The 17,838-nt window shown below is 28.6% G+C and carries 17 protein-coding genes, 1 pseudogene and 1 riboswitch; all 18 genes and pseudogenes read right to left on the reverse strand.

Annotation, left to right across the window (positions count from 1 at the left end; all coding sequences use genetic code 11):
* Window positions 1-50 precede the first annotated feature (50 nt).
* Window positions 51-1,445: a hypothetical protein gene (locus KQI42_RS11190; protein WP_216519796.1), complete on the reverse strand. Its 1,395-nt coding sequence runs from the start codon at window positions 1,443-1,445 to the stop codon at window positions 51-53.
* 77 nt (window positions 1,446-1,522) lie between these two features.
* The gene (locus tag KQI42_RS11195; protein WP_216519798.1) at window positions 1,523-2,287 is read right to left on the reverse strand and encodes a serine hydrolase; all 765 of its coding nucleotides are present in this window, start codon (window positions 2,285-2,287) and stop codon (window positions 1,523-1,525) included.
* A gap of 102 nt (window positions 2,288-2,389) precedes the next feature.
* Window positions 2,390-2,854: a pyridoxamine 5'-phosphate oxidase family protein gene (locus tag KQI42_RS11200; protein ID WP_216519800.1), complete on the reverse strand. Its 465-nt coding sequence runs from the start codon at window positions 2,852-2,854 to the stop codon at window positions 2,390-2,392.
* 177 nt (window positions 2,855-3,031) lie between these two features.
* Window positions 3,032-3,646, reverse strand: a complete 615-nt coding sequence (locus KQI42_RS11205; protein ID WP_216519802.1) for a phosphatase PAP2 family protein — start codon at window positions 3,644-3,646, stop codon at window positions 3,032-3,034.
* A gap of 35 nt (window positions 3,647-3,681) precedes the next feature.
* Window positions 3,682-4,713 (reverse strand): M42 family metallopeptidase, encoded by a 1,032-nt coding sequence (locus KQI42_RS11210; RefSeq protein WP_216519803.1) that lies wholly within the window; start codon window positions 4,711-4,713, stop codon window positions 3,682-3,684.
* Between the two features lie 212 nt (window positions 4,714-4,925).
* A complete protein-coding gene (locus KQI42_RS11215; RefSeq protein WP_216519805.1) occupies window positions 4,926-6,290 on the reverse strand; it encodes an MATE family efflux transporter in 1,365 nt (454 codons plus the stop codon).
* A gap of 356 nt (window positions 6,291-6,646) precedes the next feature.
* Window positions 6,647-7,474, reverse strand: a complete 828-nt coding sequence (locus KQI42_RS11220; RefSeq protein ID WP_216519807.1) for a sigma-54 interaction domain-containing protein — start codon at window positions 7,472-7,474, stop codon at window positions 6,647-6,649.
* 12 nt (window positions 7,475-7,486) lie between these two features.
* Window positions 7,487-8,338 carry a YitT family protein gene (locus KQI42_RS11225; RefSeq protein ID WP_246566416.1) on the reverse strand — a complete coding sequence of 284 codons (852 nt, stop codon included), beginning with the start codon at window positions 8,336-8,338 and terminating at the stop codon, window positions 7,487-7,489.
* Between the two features lie 152 nt (window positions 8,339-8,490).
* Window positions 8,491-8,676: riboswitch (cobalamin riboswitch) on the reverse strand.
* 140 nt (window positions 8,677-8,816) lie between these two features.
* Window positions 8,817-9,809 (reverse strand): helix-turn-helix domain-containing protein, encoded by a 993-nt coding sequence (locus KQI42_RS11230; RefSeq protein ID WP_216519810.1) that lies wholly within the window; start codon window positions 9,807-9,809, stop codon window positions 8,817-8,819.
* 238 nt (window positions 9,810-10,047) lie between these two features.
* Window positions 10,048-10,827 (reverse strand): alpha/beta fold hydrolase, encoded by a 780-nt coding sequence (locus KQI42_RS11235; protein ID WP_216519813.1) that lies wholly within the window; start codon window positions 10,825-10,827, stop codon window positions 10,048-10,050.
* A gap of 34 nt (window positions 10,828-10,861) precedes the next feature.
* Window positions 10,862-11,211, reverse strand: a pseudogene (locus tag KQI42_RS20965) (IS1595 family transposase); the annotation flags it as partial.
* 17 nt (window positions 11,212-11,228) lie between these two features.
* Window positions 11,229-12,062 (reverse strand): TIGR03943 family putative permease subunit, encoded by an 834-nt coding sequence (locus KQI42_RS11240; RefSeq protein ID WP_216519815.1) that lies wholly within the window; start codon window positions 12,060-12,062, stop codon window positions 11,229-11,231.
* Window positions 12,063-12,073: 11 nt separating this feature from the next.
* Window positions 12,074-13,678, reverse strand: a complete 1,605-nt coding sequence (locus KQI42_RS11245; RefSeq protein WP_216519817.1) for a permease — start codon at window positions 13,676-13,678, stop codon at window positions 12,074-12,076.
* 12 nt (window positions 13,679-13,690) lie between these two features.
* The gene (locus KQI42_RS11250; RefSeq protein ID WP_216519819.1) at window positions 13,691-14,659 is read right to left on the reverse strand and encodes a CobW family GTP-binding protein; all 969 of its coding nucleotides are present in this window, start codon (window positions 14,657-14,659) and stop codon (window positions 13,691-13,693) included.
* Between the two features lie 13 nt (window positions 14,660-14,672).
* A complete protein-coding gene (locus KQI42_RS11255; RefSeq protein WP_216519821.1) occupies window positions 14,673-15,101 on the reverse strand; it encodes a Fur family transcriptional regulator in 429 nt (142 codons plus the stop codon).
* A gap of 59 nt (window positions 15,102-15,160) precedes the next feature.
* The gene (locus KQI42_RS11260; protein ID WP_216519823.1) at window positions 15,161-15,988 is read right to left on the reverse strand and encodes a metal ABC transporter permease; all 828 of its coding nucleotides are present in this window, start codon (window positions 15,986-15,988) and stop codon (window positions 15,161-15,163) included.
* Complete coding sequence (locus KQI42_RS11265; protein ID WP_216519825.1) at window positions 15,989-16,726, reverse strand: metal ABC transporter ATP-binding protein; 738 nt, start codon at window positions 16,724-16,726, stop codon at window positions 15,989-15,991.
* Entirely contained in the window at window positions 16,719-17,693 is a 975-nt protein-coding gene (locus KQI42_RS11270) for a metal ABC transporter solute-binding protein, Zn/Mn family (protein ID WP_216519827.1), read from the reverse strand. The genes KQI42_RS11265 and KQI42_RS11270 overlap by 8 nt, the downstream gene beginning before the upstream one ends.
* Between the last annotated feature and the right edge of the window lie 145 nt (window positions 17,694-17,838).

The following is a 17,838-nucleotide window of genomic DNA, read 5'->3' on the forward strand; positions in this document are numbered from 1 at the left end:
GGATAATATCCCAGGTTTTTTATAATTTGTAGAGAAATATGGTTTTTTCTTTACATCAAAAACATTGCTGCTATAGTCGTAACTATTAATCCTATAACCACAGGTACTAAATTTCTCCTAGATAATTCAAAGGGATCTACTCCACATATGGCGGCGGCTGGTATAAGACCCCAAGGTACTAATGTTCCACCTCCTACCCATATGCCTGCTACTTGCCCTAGGGCAGTTAAAGTAGCTATACCTTTCCCTATAGCTGCACCAAAAAGTCTAGCTACTGATCCCGCTAAGGATATTCCAGAGAATCCAGAACCATCAAGTCCGGTTATAGCTCCCACTGTAGTCAAAGTTACCGCTCCAACCCCTCCATTTAATGGGACTGCATTGGCTAAAGCTATTCCTAAATCATTAACCAATCCTTGAGATCCTTGGGGTAAAAAATCTCCTATTACTTTAATAAATCCTTCATCTCCTAAATAGAAAAAAGCTGCTATAGGAATAACTGGACCAAATACTTCAAATCCAAATTTAAACCCTTTCACCAAATATGCAGTTATTTCTTCTAATGCTTTTTCTTTATAAGTTAAAAGAGATACTATTATCAATATAAATATAGCAGTACCACCTATTAAAGCTGTTGCATCTCCTCCTTGTAATTTTTCTATAAACATAACTACTACATCTATAGCAAATAAAACTGGTACTAAAACAGCAAATATCTTTTTTGTTCTTGGTGATAATATATTGCTCAGATCCTCTTCTTTATCTTTTGACTTTTTCTCATCTTTCTCTACCCTAATGTTACCATTCTTTAAATCTCTTTTTATCATTATAAAAGCAATTATAGTAGTTACCGCTCCCATTATAAAAACTAAAGGTATACTGGCTGAAATTACTTCTCCAACAGGTATTCCTGCCGCATCTGCTGTTAATTTTGGTGCTCCTTGAATAATAAAGTCTCCTGATAATGCTATACCATGACCAAATAAGTTCATTGCCACGGCAACTCCTATAGCAGGCAATCCTGCATTAACTGCTACAGGCAATAATACTGCCCCTATTAAAGCTACAGCTGGGGAAGGCCAGAAGAACCAGGATATTATCATCATAAGTATTCCTATTACCCAATAAGCTAAGATAGGATTTTTTATTAGCTTTGAAAAAGGTGAGATCATCACTTCATTAATGCCAGTTTTAGTTAAAATAGTACTCATACCTACTATTATTGAAATAATTAAGATGGTTCCCATTAACTCGATAATAGCATAAATAAAACTATTGAATACAGCCATTATAGATTGGGATAAAGAACTAGTAGCAACAATTCCTAATAAGAATATACCAATAATACAAACTAAACTAGTATCTCTTTTTCTAATCATCACTCCTAGTATGATTAAAGTAAATAACAAATATATTAAATGAAGTAAGTTTAAATTAGCCTCCATATTATCCCTCCTAATGAAACTTGTAGTACTACTTAAAATATGCATAAGAGAGATTAATGGTTAAAAAAAATTCCACTTTAAATAGTGGAATTTTCATAGCAAATTAATGCCATTTCTCTTAATATAGTTTCTGCTTGAATCACATTGGTTTTATTGGAAGTAAAACAGAAAATAAAAGGATTTTTTGAATATACTACTCCTACATCATGGGTAATACCTGAATCTTCTCCTGTTTTATGACCTATTTCTATATTATTGGGTATTAAATAAGGAATTTTATGGTTTAATCGTTGAAGTTTTAAGACTCTATCTATTTCCTTACTTATATTTTCAGATATTAATCGATAGCTATTCATCTTTTCTAATAAAATTCCCATTTCAAAGGAAGTAATATAGTTTTCTTTTCCTTTTTTCTGTTCTTCACTATCAAATAACAGTCTATTTAATTTTGATTTTTTTAATCCTAAATTTTTCATGGTATTATTTATGTTTTCCATACCACTAATCTTAATTAGCATATTTGTAGCTGTATTATCGCTATGGATTATCATTAAGGTATATAGATCCTCAATGGTTACTTCCAATCCATTATGCATATAAGTTAGTGCACCACAAGATGGCATTTTGTCTTCTCTCTGTACTTTTACCTTTTGGTCCTTCTTAAGTCTACCTTCTTCTATTTGTCTTAAAATCTCAATAAGTATAGGAATCTTTATTATACTAGCTGCTATTAAAGGTTCATCTTCTTTATATTTAATTTCTTTTCCTGTTTTTAAATCTTTATAATAAAATCCTATTTCACCTTCCAAGGAGTTCAACATATCTATTAGCTTGGTTTCCATTTCCTTCTCCTATCTTCTAATGATTTTCCCTATGACAGAGATGATTCTACTATTATTTTTTCCGTTCATATGGCTTTCCTTAATATAACCATAGTAAACTTATTAACTTCCCTTTTTTCCTGTCATATGTTCAATTTTCATCTTTATGATCTTCGTTCTATTCTTTGATCCACTAATATATTTTTTCCCTGGCTCTAAAAATTCTTTTGAATACTTATGTATAAAACCTTCTAATGCCAACTCTTTTTCTTCTCCTTCTATAACTTCTGCTCTACCAAAAACGATTACACTTTCATAATGAGTACTAAATTTGTTTGGTATTACTTCACTATAATTTACAACACAAAATGAAGTTTTAGGATTAAAATTTATATTGTCAATTTTATGTCCTTCTACTGCTCCATGAATGTATATGGAATCTTTCATATAAACATAATTTACAGGCACTCCATAAGGATATCCATTTTCTCCCATTGTTGATAGCATTCCATATTCACCTTTATTTAAAATTTCTTCCACTTTATCCATAGGTAGTTGTTTTTCAATTCGTCTCATTTCTTTAAACATAGAATCCCTCCTTTTTTTAATTAAAACGCAATTAATATGACAGTTATATAAATCTCTTATTTACATAAAACAAATTAAACTCTTTCCACAATTACGAAAAAATTTAAGCTTACTAGATTCAATCTGTTAAATTTCCTAATTTTAAATCATTCCTAATTTTGGAATTCAATACATAGTTTAGGAACTTCTGACCAAACTCTTACTAATACAATAAAATAAATATCCTATAATATATCCCGCCAATATGTCTGTAGGCCAATGAACTCCTAGATAAATTCTACTAAAACCTATTACACCTATTATGATAAAATTCAATCCCCATATAATCTTTCTTATTCTTTTATCCTTTGTTCTCTTCAAGAATAAATAGGCCATTGTAGTATAAAAAGTCATAGATACCATAGAATGACCGCTAGGATAACTAAATCCTCCCTGTTCTATTAAAAAATATTCTAATGGTCTTGTTCTAAAAAAAATACTTTTTAAAACTTCATTAAAGGCGTAGCTACCTAATGTAGATAAAACTAATAATTTAATTCCATAAATATTTTTATCTTTTATCATAAATAAAAATATTACAACTCCTATAGGTATAAAAAATTTGGCTGATCCAAAATAAGATACTATTTTCATTATTGAAACACCAGTAGAAGTCGTTTTACTATGAACATATTCTATTATCTTTACATCAAAAAGAATTCCTTCATCTGACCCTCTTACAGCAAAACCAATTGATAAAAAAATTACTATAGCTAATAAGCTTAAAATTATGGTAAATCTATTATCTCTCATTCAACACTTCCTCTATAAAATAAATTATATGGATACTAAATTAAATAATTTATCAGTAGTTTAGTTGTATTTATTATAGATTTTATATGAGTTCTCTCATAATGGTGAGAAGCATCTACAGCAGGTCCTAAAGAAGCAAAATTTATATCCTTCCCTTGAATGACTGCATGGGTAGCATCAGAACTATAAAAATTATATACATCTACCGCATATTCTATGCCATTTTCTTCTGCTATATTTACAAGTCTATTTCTAAATTCAAAATCATAAGTACTTCTCTTATCTTTAGCTGCAATACTTACACTAAACTCATTTGATTCTTGACCTTCTCCTACTATGCCTACATCTATAGCTATGATTTCCTTTGCCTTTTCTGGCATATAAGATACACCATGTCCCATTTCTTCATAATTACTTATATAAAAATGAGTTGTATATTTTGGTATAATATTATTTTCTTTAAAATATCTACATATCTCTAATACTATAGCTACTGCTAACTTATTATCTAAATATCTACTTTTTACAAAACCACTTTCCGTTATTTCTGTTCTTGTATCTAAAGCTATAAAATCTCCTACATTAATGCCTAGTTTAATAACATCCTCTTTATTTTTTATAACTTCATCTATCCTAACAAGCATATTTGTTTCATTTCTTATAGCATTCCCTCCTTCCCCTCCATATATATGAGTAGATGCCATACTTGGAATTATAGAACCACGAATTTTCTTCCCTTTTCTTGTTATTATGTAGCAATTCTCTCCTTCAATAGCTCCCCAGCTTCCTCCACCAACTTTAGCATATCTTAGTCTACCATTATTTGTTATCCCCTTCACCATTCCACCTAAAGTGTCTATATGAGCAGTTATAACTACCTCTTCGTCTTTGTTCTTTCCTTCTAATGTAGCAATTAATGCACCTTTATTAGTTATCTTTGTATGTAAACCACATTTTTCAAAATCCTCTTTTGCTTTTAATACTGATTCCCTCGTATATCCTCCTGGACTAGGTATAGCTAAATATTTTTTCATGTTCTCTAAGATAAATTCAATATCAATTTCCATATCAATTCCTCCTTAAATAATTTTGTTATTAATTCAATTATAACAAATATTTCTTAGAGTATAAAAAAAGCTTTTATGCAATCCATTTCATTATAACATACAATAATATCCACCTTACCTTATATAATATAGAGGTTTAAGTATATAAAGACAAAGACTCTGGCAAATTTACCAAAATCTTTGTCTTTATTATCATTAATTTTTATAAATATTTAATATGCTCGAAGTAAAGTAAATTCCTTCTTTACCATAATTGCTGTCAACAAGACAATAATTAAGTCTATTGCAAAGGATCCATAATAAATACCTGAGACTCCTATTAATTTAGGTAAAATCATCATTACTGGTATATAAAAAATTATTTGCCTTGTAATTCCAATTATAACCGCTGGTTTTCCCTTATCAATTGCTGGAAAAAAGGTCATAGACATGAAAACTGTTGATATCACAGGTAGTATTGCCATAAAAATTCTAAAGTGCATTAGCTGTACCCCTGTAAATATTTGCTCAGGGAGTATCAATCCCAATATAAGGTTAGGAGATATCATTGACACAATCCAGAATGGTAAGGTCAACGCTGTAGATGCCAATATAAATATTTTAAAAGCACTTATAACACGTTCGTTTTGTTTTGCTCCATAATTTATACCTATTACTGGTTGTAATGCACGCATTAGTCCAAAAATTGGAGTAAGCAAAAATGTGAAAACACGATATACTGCACCATAAAAAGCCACATCTGCAACTGTGCCATACTTAGATAGAGCATTAAAGACAATAACAGCTTGTACTAAACTCATAAAATTCATAATTAGAGAAGACATTCCCAATCCTACAATTGATTTTATAATGTCTTTATCTCGATAAAATGAAAATGTCTTTGATTTAAAAGATGCATATCCCTTTCCAAAATAAAACCAGTTAAGAAGTGAGTATACGAACATCCCTATATTCGTTCCCCAAGCAGCACCTTCTACACCAAGTTTAAAAACTATCATTAGAATATAATTGGCAATTATGTTGACAATCAATCCTGCTCCCATCATCACTGCTGCCGATTTCATTTTACCTTCAGCTCGTACAATCATATTTCCAGCTAATCCGTATATCCAGAAAAAGGAACCTAAAATTGTAATCCTAAAATAGCGATCTCCAAATATTAAGGCCTCTCCTTTACCTCCCATAATCTGTATTAATTGAGTTGAAAATAGCAACCCTAATATCATATAAATTACTGTTGAAATAAAAGAAATATAATTAACATTTCCTAATAAACGTTCTTGAGTCCTTTTATCCTTTCTTCCTAAGGCGATACTTAGCATAGAGCCAGCACCAACCCCAATTAAAGAACCTATTCCTAAACTAAATTGAGTTAGAGGATATGCTACTGATACTCCTGCTAAGGCAGTTTCACCTACAAATTGTCCTACAAATATGGCATCGAAAACAGAGTTTAATCCATATAGAACCATGGCAATTACTGCTGGCCACGATAAATCAAACATTACCTTCCATAGATTACTAGATAAAATGAATTCTTTTTGTTTTTCTTTCTGATTTATATTAGTTTCACTCAAAAAAATTCCTCCTTACTTATTCTCTTGTAAAATATTTCTATTATGAATATTACATATGTACGTTAAAACAAATGGAACAATAGCAAGTATAGAACCTATTACACTAGATATGGCAGATAAATACAATTTATATTTTTCTTTCCCTGAAACCTCCAATAAAAATTTAAAATTTGATTTTTCACATATATTAATCCCCCTATAATTATATTATTGATAATGATTATCACTTTCAACTCCTAAAATACTATTTGTAATCCAAAAAACAAAAGATATATATGAAATCATATATATCTAGACTTTGTTAATGAAAAATTTTATTTAAATAGAAATAACTTGAGCTACTTTGTCTTCTGAATTTAAAGTTTTAATCTCATTTTTATATGTGGGGGAAGATTCCTTGTTTGAATTATATCTTCATCATTTATTATCATCTGTTGTTCCACAATGTTTCTTACTTCTCTTACATTTCCATACCAAGAATAATTATATAAAACTTCTAAAGCTTCTTGAGAAAATTTTTTATTTTCATTATACGTTTTATTAAATACTTGTAAAAAATAATTTATCAATGGAATAATGTCTTCCCTTCTCTCTCTTAAGGGTGGGACGATTATAGGAATTACATTTAATCGATAATAAAGATCTTCTCTAAAAAGTCCTTTTTTAACAAGTTCACTTAAATTTCTATTTGCAATAGCAATAATTCTTACGTCTACTTGTATACTATCTATTCCACCTACTCTTTCAAAACATTTTTCTTGAAGAACTCTTAAAAGCTTTACCTGTATATTTAATGGTAATTCCCCTATTTCATCCAATAAAATCGTTCCTCCATTACCTGCCTCTAACAATCCCTCCTTCCCATTTTTATTAGCACCAGTAAAAGCTCCACTTTCATATCCAAACAATTCCGATTCAATTAAACTTTGTGAAATAGTACCACAATTTATTGCTCGAAATTTATTTTTATTTCTAGAACTATTTTTATGAATAAATTTTGCTACTACTTCTTTCCCAACTCCAGTTTCACCAAGTATTAGTACTGTGGAATCTACTTTTGATATCTTTTTAACCATAGTCATCAATTCTAGCATTGAATAATCTTCAACAACAATTCCATATTTATCTATCATTTCTTTTTTATCTATTTCCCATAGTTTCCTATTAGCATTTGATTTTGACATAAACGTTCTCCTTTATTCTTCAATATTTTTAAATCCATCACCTAATACTTCATAAACATTACTTACTGTAATAAATGCATTTTTATCTATAGCTTTTATATAGCTTTTTAATTTAATAAAATCCCTTCTATCTATTACAGTTGCTACCACATCTTTTTTATCTCCAGTATAAGCTCCTTTAGCATTATATAAAGTCGCTCCTCTTTTCAAATTATTTACTATATACTCCTTAATATCACTACTATATTCACTCACTATATTTACTTCTTTGCATAGATTTATTCCTTCCATAGTTGAATCAATTACTATACCATTTAATATAACTCCTAATAAGGAATACATTCCTAGTTCAGGTCCAAATGCAAATCCAGCCATTACCGTTATAATAAAATCCGAGAAAAGTACTCCTTTTCCAAGCTCTATTCCAAAAAATTTGTTCATTATTTTCGCTATTATATCCGTTCCGCCTGTAGATGCATTTTGATTAAATACAATCCCCATACCTATAGCTGATATGAAAACCCCAAAAACAAGTTGCAGTATAATATCTTCTACTAAAGGCTTTTGAATAGATAGGATTTTTTCAAATAAAGAAACTATTACAGAAGTTCCTATACTTGCATAAATAGTTTTAATTCCAAAACTAGTTCCAACAACTAAAAAACCAATTATAAACAAGACTATATTAATAATTATCATAATAGTTCCTATAGATAAAAACGGAATCCAATGGTTAATAACAATTGCAAGTCCATTGGCGCCACCTATAGCTAATTTTTCTGGCATAAGGAAGAAATATAGTCCTACTGCCACCATTATCATTCCAATAGTTATAAATACAAATTCTTTTATTTTTCCTTTCAAATTTACTCCTCCTTTATACTTTTTGATAATAAAAAAATCTCCCAAACTCATAAGTCTTGGGAGACACGGGAAAATAGACGGATTATAATATAATTCGCCTATATATTAACAAATAATCCGCTACAACACCCCCCCTATCGACCGTAGAGTTTTTTGGTGTATAAGTAAAGGCAGGTCTTCTGACTTTGGTTCATAAGGATTTAAGGTCTTCCCAATTTACTCAGTGACATTAATTTTAAATCCTTCCCCATTACAGCGGCGGGACCGTATAGGCTTTTCACCTATTTCCCTTTTAAGTAGAAAATGGTTCTCTCTACACCTTCACCTACATATTTAGTTGTCAATTTAAGTATATAGCATAATAACAATATAGTCAATATCATGCATATTTACTAACTTTAGGCTGTAGATTACATATTTTATAAAAGCTACTTAAAGATTTTATAATCTCTATCTATCTTAAACAAAGGTTTCTAATCTAAATTAGTTGACTATATCTATATTCTGAAGGAGTCATTTGAGTGTAGCTTTTAAATGCATTGGAAAATTTACTTGGGTTCTCATAGCCTACTTCATTGGCAATATAGATAATTGGCATATCTGTTTTTCTTAGAAGATTCTTTGCTTTCTCTATCCTAGCTTTTCTAATATACTCGTAAACAGTGTCTCCTGTTATTTCCTTAAATCCTCTTTGTAGTTTATAAATACTAATATTAAACCTTTTGGAGATTTCCTGTATTGATGGGGGACTTTGTGAATTTTCTAATAATAGGTTTTTAATTTTATATATAGTGTTCACTTCATCCTTAGTAAAATTAGATATCTTATAGTTTCTATCTGATTTATGTTGAAGGGATAGCAGCAAGAATTCCGTAATTTTAGATTTAAACCTCATATAATCTACTATGGTATTTAACGGCAGCTCCCTTATATCTTCTGCTATGGATTTTATATTTAAAGGAGCCTTTTCTATGATTAGAATATCATTAACAAAAATATTATCTAGATGTTTCTTCCATTCACCTATAACCCTTTCTCTCAATAAAGGATTTATTGAATTTTTTACCACATTTAAATCAACATGTATTGAAATAGCAGCAAATTCTTTATAATAGAAACTAAAATATTCAATACTATTTTCCATTTTATAAAAAGATATATCTCCTTTTTTAATTTTATACCTCTTGTCATTAGGAAAAGAGCTAATTTCTACATCTCCATTATAACAGTATAAGACTTCTATTGTGTTATTATCATGTATTTGATTTTTGTATACTAACTTCATAGTGGACGAACTATTCCAATATGCAACTTCTAGTCCTTTTTCTATTATCATTCTTGAAATAGTACCAATACCCATTTTTTTAGTTATATTATATTTAGTTCCCAACAATTCATCAGATATTTTATTTAAACATTCCTCTTCCATTTGTTGAAAGAATAAATCTATTGCATTATTTTCTTTATCCATATAATCACGCCCTATTGATAATCATTATCAATATAATTATACCAGAATCTTATAAAAAATGGTAATAAAAATAATATCTTAATTTTTTTCTGATGTGTGATTGCTTCTTTTAGATATAAAGATAGCTCCCCTTTCATAAACAGACTTTTATTTTTCCTGTCTAATCTAAGGAGAGCATATCATTATACAGACCTTTCGTTTTTCATTTAATTAAAACTTACATTAGAAATAACAAATATTAATTTATCTCTTTGCATTCTTTTGGTAAATTCCCTTCATGTATCCATGTTTCTACCATGTGATTAAAGAATTCAGGCGTTGCTAAAGGAACTCCATGTCCAATTTTAGGTATAATCACACCTATACAATTTGAGTTAGCTTCTACAATATCTTTTGCAGATTTTTTCATAACAGATTTTTCTCTTTCACCGACAGTAACTAATATCTTTCCATTTGCTTTTCTAAAATCTTTAGGTATTCTAAATGACATGTTTTCTTCTAAGACTCTAACAAGAGTATCATGTTTCATTTGACAACTTTCTTCATAATATTTTTCAAAGTAGTCTTCACTTATATATAATGTTTTTGCTTGCAGTTTGGAAAACCATCTGTTTTTAATTAGTGGAAATGTCAATCCAATAGAAGGTTGAATCAATTTCTTAGCATATAAAATTGGTCTGACCAAAGCACTATTTATTATCGCAAAATCAATTAAATCTGGTTTCATACTTAATATCTGAATAATTATTTGAGCTCCTAAAGAAAACCCAATTAAGATTACTTTCTTTCCATTTGCTATCTCTTCAATTAATTTAATTAATTCTTCTGCACTACCTTTTATAGAAAAATTACCCCTATAATTGTTTACTCCATGTTCAGGTAAGTCTGGAACAATGCAATGATAATGAGTAAAATATTGAATTTGTTTATCCCACATCCAACTACTAACTCCGCCACCATGTAAAAACAATATTAGAGGAACACTTTTATCACCATATTCTCGATAATGTAGAACCAAAATTTTCACCTCTTTTTTTAACTTTCAAGATTAATTAATACATTCTTAGCGAGTAATAAGTTTTATTAATTGGAAATAAACAACTTTCTACTATCATTTTACTTATTAATGAATTATTACTTCAATGTTTAACAATATCTAAGAATTGAAACCAAACTGAATAATTATTGAGTTTGTAGCTACACCATTAAGTTGTTGTATCCAGCCTTTTAATCGATTGTGATATTTATTGATACTTTGAATATGATATAACCCTCCGACACGTTCTTTACCATCTGATTTAAAACAGTAACGTTCTAATCCTTTGCTTTTAGAATAAGAGAAAAGAGCCCTCTAGGCATCAGTGTAAAGTGTGTTATCCGATGTTAATTTAGAACTAATAGCTTATTTCTCTCACTTTCTTAATATGGATATATAAATTCATTTTCTGGTTTATCTATGTTTTCAATATCTTTAATCTCAATAATAGGAATCTTTTCTTTATTAAGCTCTATAGTTTTTAAAAATCCCTTTACTTTTATCCAAGAATCTCCTTTTAATTCAGAAGCTTTATCATAATTACATAAAAATCCTACAGCTTGAGTATCGGCAGCACAACATACCATCATAAGTCTAGCGATTACAAATTCGTTTTGCTTAAATTCACTATCTTTTAAAACAAACCCTATCATCTCTATTTCTTCTCCTTCATACTCAATCATATTCATATATAGTTCATCAAGCCAAGGTATAAAATTATCATCATCAATAACAATAACATTTCCCTGTAAAACAAGTTGATCTTTTTTATCATTAGCAATATTATTATAGAAAACAGATTTATCTGAAGGCAAATCACTAATTATATCATCGTTTTCCTCCGAACCTATGTTGGAATCCTTTACAAAACTATTACTGCTTATATTATTTTTATTTATATTATTTAATGATATAGAAGCTGGGTTTATTGATTTTGGCGGTGAAATAAATGAAGTAAATAATGGAATAAAAAAGAATATATAGTTTACAAGTCTAGTATTTTTTCTTCTCGTCTTAAATAATTCTTCTATAAAAAATAAAGACATTAGTATAAAACTAAAGATACCAAACTTCATATAAGGTATAATTCTGGGATGAACATAATATTGTACGGTTCTATTTTTAATTACAACATAAAAAAAAGTAGTGAACCCTAATAAGAATATTAATCTAAATATAACTTCTATATTAATTCCATATCGTTTTTTTGATCTCATAAATAACCACCTTAAAAGAATAATATAGTAAAAAAGCAAATAGCAGAAAAAGCTATATTAAATACAATAAAAAGTAATTTCACAATAAACCTTTTATTAAAACTTTCAGACAGCATAAGTAAATTCTTTATATCCACCATAGGTCCAAGTACCATAAATCCCATTATGGAATTCATAGAAAATTGATTAGAAAAACTTCTAGCAATGAATGCATCGGAAGATGAGCATACTGAAAATAGAAATGCAATTATCATCATAATTAGAATAGAAGTTACTTCTAAGTTACTGACATTCTCCAGTATACTTTTAGGAATCATAACTTGAAAAATACTAGCTAATAATGCTCCTATTATTAAAAATTTTCCCACATCAAAAAATTCTTCTCCAGCATGTTTAAATATTACAGAAATTTTTCCTTTTATTCCTTTATCTATTCTATAACCATTACAATAAATACAGCTACAGTTATATTGGCTGTCTAAATTTTTAATAGATATACCCTCATTCTCAGGAAAGATTAAGAAAATAAGCCCTGAAACTACAGCAACAACAATTCCTATTAATAGTCTAAACAATACTATTGAAGGTTGTCCTGGAAAAGCATAATAAGTAGAAGCTATAACTATAGGGTTTACTATAGGAGCGGCTAACATAAAAGTTACGGCTGCATACAATGGGACTCCTTTTTTTACTAGTCGTGATACAACAGGAACTATAGCACAGTCACAAACTGGAAAAAATACTCCTCCTACAATAGCCATTAAAAATGATAATACTTTATTTTTGGGAAAATATTTAACTATCATATCTCTGGTTACGAATATCTGTATAAGTGATGATATAAGCACTCCAATAATTAGAAATGGAAATGATTCTATTAATATACCAATAAATATTGTATTCAAAATATGAAATTTAGAAAAATCTACATTTAGGTTAACTAGGTCAATAGCTTTAAAAATATTTAAAAAAAGATAGATAGCAATACACGTTAACATCAACAAAGACAATTTATCCGAAGATTTTTTAATCCATTTTTCTTTTCTATCCTCATCAATATACTCTTTAAAGCTTCCAATACTTTCGAAATCTATTATTGAACCTGATTTATTTATGATCTTTACTTTTCTTTTTATCTTTTTTAACTCTTCAGCTGTGACCTTATCTCCATAATTTAAAATAACTATGTCACTATATACAATTTGAGTCATAAGGTTATCTCCTACAATTCCCATTAGCATATGAAATTTCCTACAATCAATAACATTAACTATTGTATTAGTAACAAAATATTTTCTCATTCCTTTATGATTCAATTTATTTAACAATTTATCAAGGGAATCCATTCCATTTTGCTCAATTATAATTCTATGAGGTGAATATTTTTCAGCTATTTCTTTTATATATAAATTATCTAAAGGTTTTTCCTTGGGTAATTTATATACAATAATATTCCTATTATTTATAAAATCATCTTTTATTTCTTCTTCACCAGTTTCACATTGAATAATTACTATTTTCTCTTCATAAACTATATACTCCTCTAGCATTTCATTAATCATTGATGTCTTTCCTGAACCTAAGAAACCAGTAAATATATCTATCTGTGTTTTCATAATCATATCCTCTTAGATCATAAGATTAAATAGGTTGCATAAATTTTCTCTGTTAAGATTTGTGCCTATTATACAAAGTCTTCCTGTATAATCAGGAAATGTTTCTTTAATCTGAATTTCTTCTGGAATATAATCAAATTGTCTCCACTGACTATTTTCTGTTTGTATAATTCCTTTACCTCGCAATATAGTACCAAACTCTTCATCGTTTTTTAATCGTTCTAAAATATTCTTTAATTCACTTTCTATAAAAACTTTAGGCGTTTCAATACTCCAGGATTGGAAAGCATCTGTTGCATTATGTTTATTAGTTTTATAATCTTTCCTGTGTATATGAGATACGCCTTTTATATCGCTTAATGAAACTAATTGATTTTTAACAGAAATTCCTTCTGCCAAAGTCACAATCTTCTCTCCACTAATGTTTTCCCATGGAGTTGTAACTATATTAGCTTTATTATTTAATTTTTGTATTGACTTAACCACTAGTTCAATGTTTTCTTGATTGGATCTTTGTGTTCTACTAAGTAAAATTGTCTTAGCATTTTTTATTTGATCTTCAAAAAATTGACCAAAATTTGAAATATATAAATCAAATCTTTCTACATCTACTACAGTTATAATCATATTAACCAGAGTAATCTCTTTTAAATTATCTGTTTTACAAGCTTTAATAATCTCAGACAATTTACCTACTCCAGAAGGTTCAATTATAATTCTATTGGGTACAAACTTCTCCAATACTTCTTTAATAGACTTTTCAAAATCTCCCATTAGTGTACAACATATACATCCTGAATTTATTTCTTTAATTTCTAATCCGGACTTTTTAATTAAAGTACCATCTATTCCTATTTCACCAAATTCATTCTCTATAATTACTATCTTGTCATCATAAAAATTCTCCTCAAGCAGTTTTTTAATTAATGTAGTCTTACCTGCCCCTAAAAAACCAGAAATAATATCAATCTTAGTTTTCATAAATAATATCCCCCTATTTTTTATTTTTACATTGGGGACAATAACCATACACCTCAAGTTTATGCCCTGTAATATCAAAATTAGTAGTTTTCTGAAGTGAATTTTCATAGTCTTCGATAGGACAGTGTCCTATTGTTATCATTTTGCTACAAGAGACACATACCAAGTAATGTTTATGCTCTTCGTAATTCAATTCAAACATACTTTTATTGTCCTCAGTAATACTTGTTTTTACCACCATATCTTTCAAGATAAAAGTATTAAGTATTCTATATACTGTTGAAAAGCTCATAGAATCATCTAATTTTTTACATCCTAAAAAAATTTGTTCTGCTGTTAAAGGTGAATCAGCCTTTTTCAATATATTAAATATTATATTTCTTTGTCTTGTATTTTTTATTCCATACCTATTAAAAATCTCTCTATTATCTGTTTCTTTCATTTAATTCATCACTCCTTAAATAATATAATTACTATCTTTTATTTAGAAAATGAATTTAATTAATATGATTTTATTTTCTTCATACATAAGCATATTATAAAACAAATAGCATTTAAAATCACTATTGTAGCTCCTGTAGGAAAATTGAATATAAATGAAAGAAAAACACCTAATACTACAGATAATACGGATACTACTAGAGATATCAATATCGTATTTTTAAAGCTTTTAGATATTTGCAATGCTGTTATAGTTGGAAAAATAATCATGCTTGAAATTAACATAGTTCCTACTACTCGAATTCCAAGAACAATAGTAATAGATGTAAGTACTGATATTAAATAGTTCATATGTTTAACATTTAATCCTATTACTTTTGCAAACTCTTCATCATAAGTTATAGCAAATAAGCTGTTGTAAAAAAACAAAATAGTAAGAATGACCACTATAGATAATATTACAGAAAATATTACATCTAAATTACTGATTACCAATATACTTCCAAAAAGATAGCTGAATAAATCAATATTGAATCCTTTAGATATACTAGAAATCAAAACTCCTACTGCTACGGCAGAAGATGAAATAAGACCTATTGCCGCATCACCATGTAAACCTCCTTTTTCAGTAAGTTTCAATATTATAAATGATGAAAGTATAACTAAAGGTATAGATACTAGCAATGGAGATTTATCTAAAAGCAAAGCAATAGCAATTGTTGCAAAACTTACATGAGCCAATCCATCTCCTATCATAGAATATTTTCTTAATACAAGAAAAATCCCTAAAAAAGAACAACAGATAGCAATCAGTACTCCTACTAAAAGTGCTTTCAATATAAAATCATATTGTAAAGCTTCTATAGTTAAAAGAATAATATTTTTCAATTATATACCTCCATTAAATCTATCTCTTATAAAAAAATCTAAATATTTATTCATGTCCTTAGAATAAATAAATTCTTCATAGCTTCCATAAAAAATTACTTTACCTTCTAAGTATAATATTTTATTTATATACTTCCCTATGGTTTTTAGGTCATGAGATACAATCATAATTGTAACTTTATCTTCTATATTTAATATTTTCAGAATATCATAAAGTTCCTCTCTGGTTTTAGAATCTAAAGCATTAGTAGGCTCATCGAGAATTAAAATTTTAGGAGAAGCTACCATAGCACGAGCTAATAACACTCTTTGCTGCTGTCCTCCAGATAGGTCTCCAATTTTTTTATTTTTTAGTTCTTCTATTCTCAGCTTCTCAAGAATTTTGTCTACCTTATTATAATCTTCTTGTACATAAAACTTTGGCTCCTTTTTCTCAGCGAGTAGCCCTGTGGCTACAACTTCTCTTACTTTTGCTGGAAATAATTTATCATTTCTAATAGATCTTTGAGGAAGATATCCTATAGAACTCTGTTTTACAATATCTTTATTAAACTCAATTTCACCTTTAAAAGGAGTTTTAAGACCTAATATAGCATTAATAAATGTAGTTTTTCCTGAACCATTGGGCCCGACAATACCTATATAGTCTCCTTGTTGCACTTGAAAACTAACATTAGTCAAGACCTCATTTTTTCCATATTTCAAAGTTAGATCCTTTATACTTAAAATATTATTCATAATATCCTAACCCCTGCTTTAACCTTTCTAAATTTTGTTCCATAATTTCAATATAAGATATGCCAGATTCTAATTCATTTTTAGATAAATTATGAGCTCCATGTAATAACAACATTTCAGCACCTGTTTGGTCTGATATTATCTTTGCAACCTTTGGATTAATTAATTCTTCATAATAAATTACCTTAATTCCTGATGATTCTATATTTTTAATTAATTCTGCAATTCTTTTAGGAGTTGGCTCTGCATTAGGTGTAAAACCATTATAAGGAGAAATATGTTCTAAACCATAACGTTTCGCAAAGTATCCAAAAGCAAAATGTCCTCCATACATAATCTTATTATATTTTGTCTTTCTAAAAGTTTCCATGAACTTTTCATCAAGTTGCTGTAATTTTTTCTTATATTCTTCTCCATTTTCCTTATAAAACTCCTCATTTTCCTTATCTACTTTTATAAGACCTTCTACTATGTTATCTACCATTTTCTGTGCACATACAGGATCTAACCATATGTGAGGATCCTTCCCACCATGCTCATGATCGTGTTCTTCTTCGTGACCATGTTCTTCTTCATGGTCATGGTCTTCTTCATCTATAAGTTCTATACCTTTGCTTGTATCGACAATAACTAACTTTCCATCTTTAGATATTTCTACAATTTTTTCTGCCCAAGGCTCCATATATTGACCTGTATAAACAAATATGTCTGCTTTCTTTATATTTGTCATATCTTGTGGAGTAGGCTCATAAGCATGGGATTCCACTCCAGGTGGCAGTAATAAACTTACATCTACCCTATCCTTGGCGACTTCTCTAACAAAGTCATATTGAGGAAATAAAGTAGTAATAACCTTCAGCTTTTCATTATCAATAGATTTCTTATTACCAATAATATTACATCCAGAAACTAATATAAGCATTACTGAAATCACCAATCCTGTGATAAAATTTCTTACTTTTCTCATAAAAAGACCTCCTCATTCTTAACTATATAATAATTATTCAAACAACATATGCAAATGCATATCATTTGCAACTAAAAATATTTGTAAAAAATCTCTTAACATGAATATTGTTAAGAGTAGCCGTTCTCAAACGGCAAGGTTTCTC

The organism is Tissierella simiarum, from assembly GCF_018917865.1.
Taxonomy (GTDB): domain Bacteria; phylum Bacillota; class Clostridia; order Tissierellales; family Tissierellaceae; genus Tissierella_C; species Tissierella_C simiarum.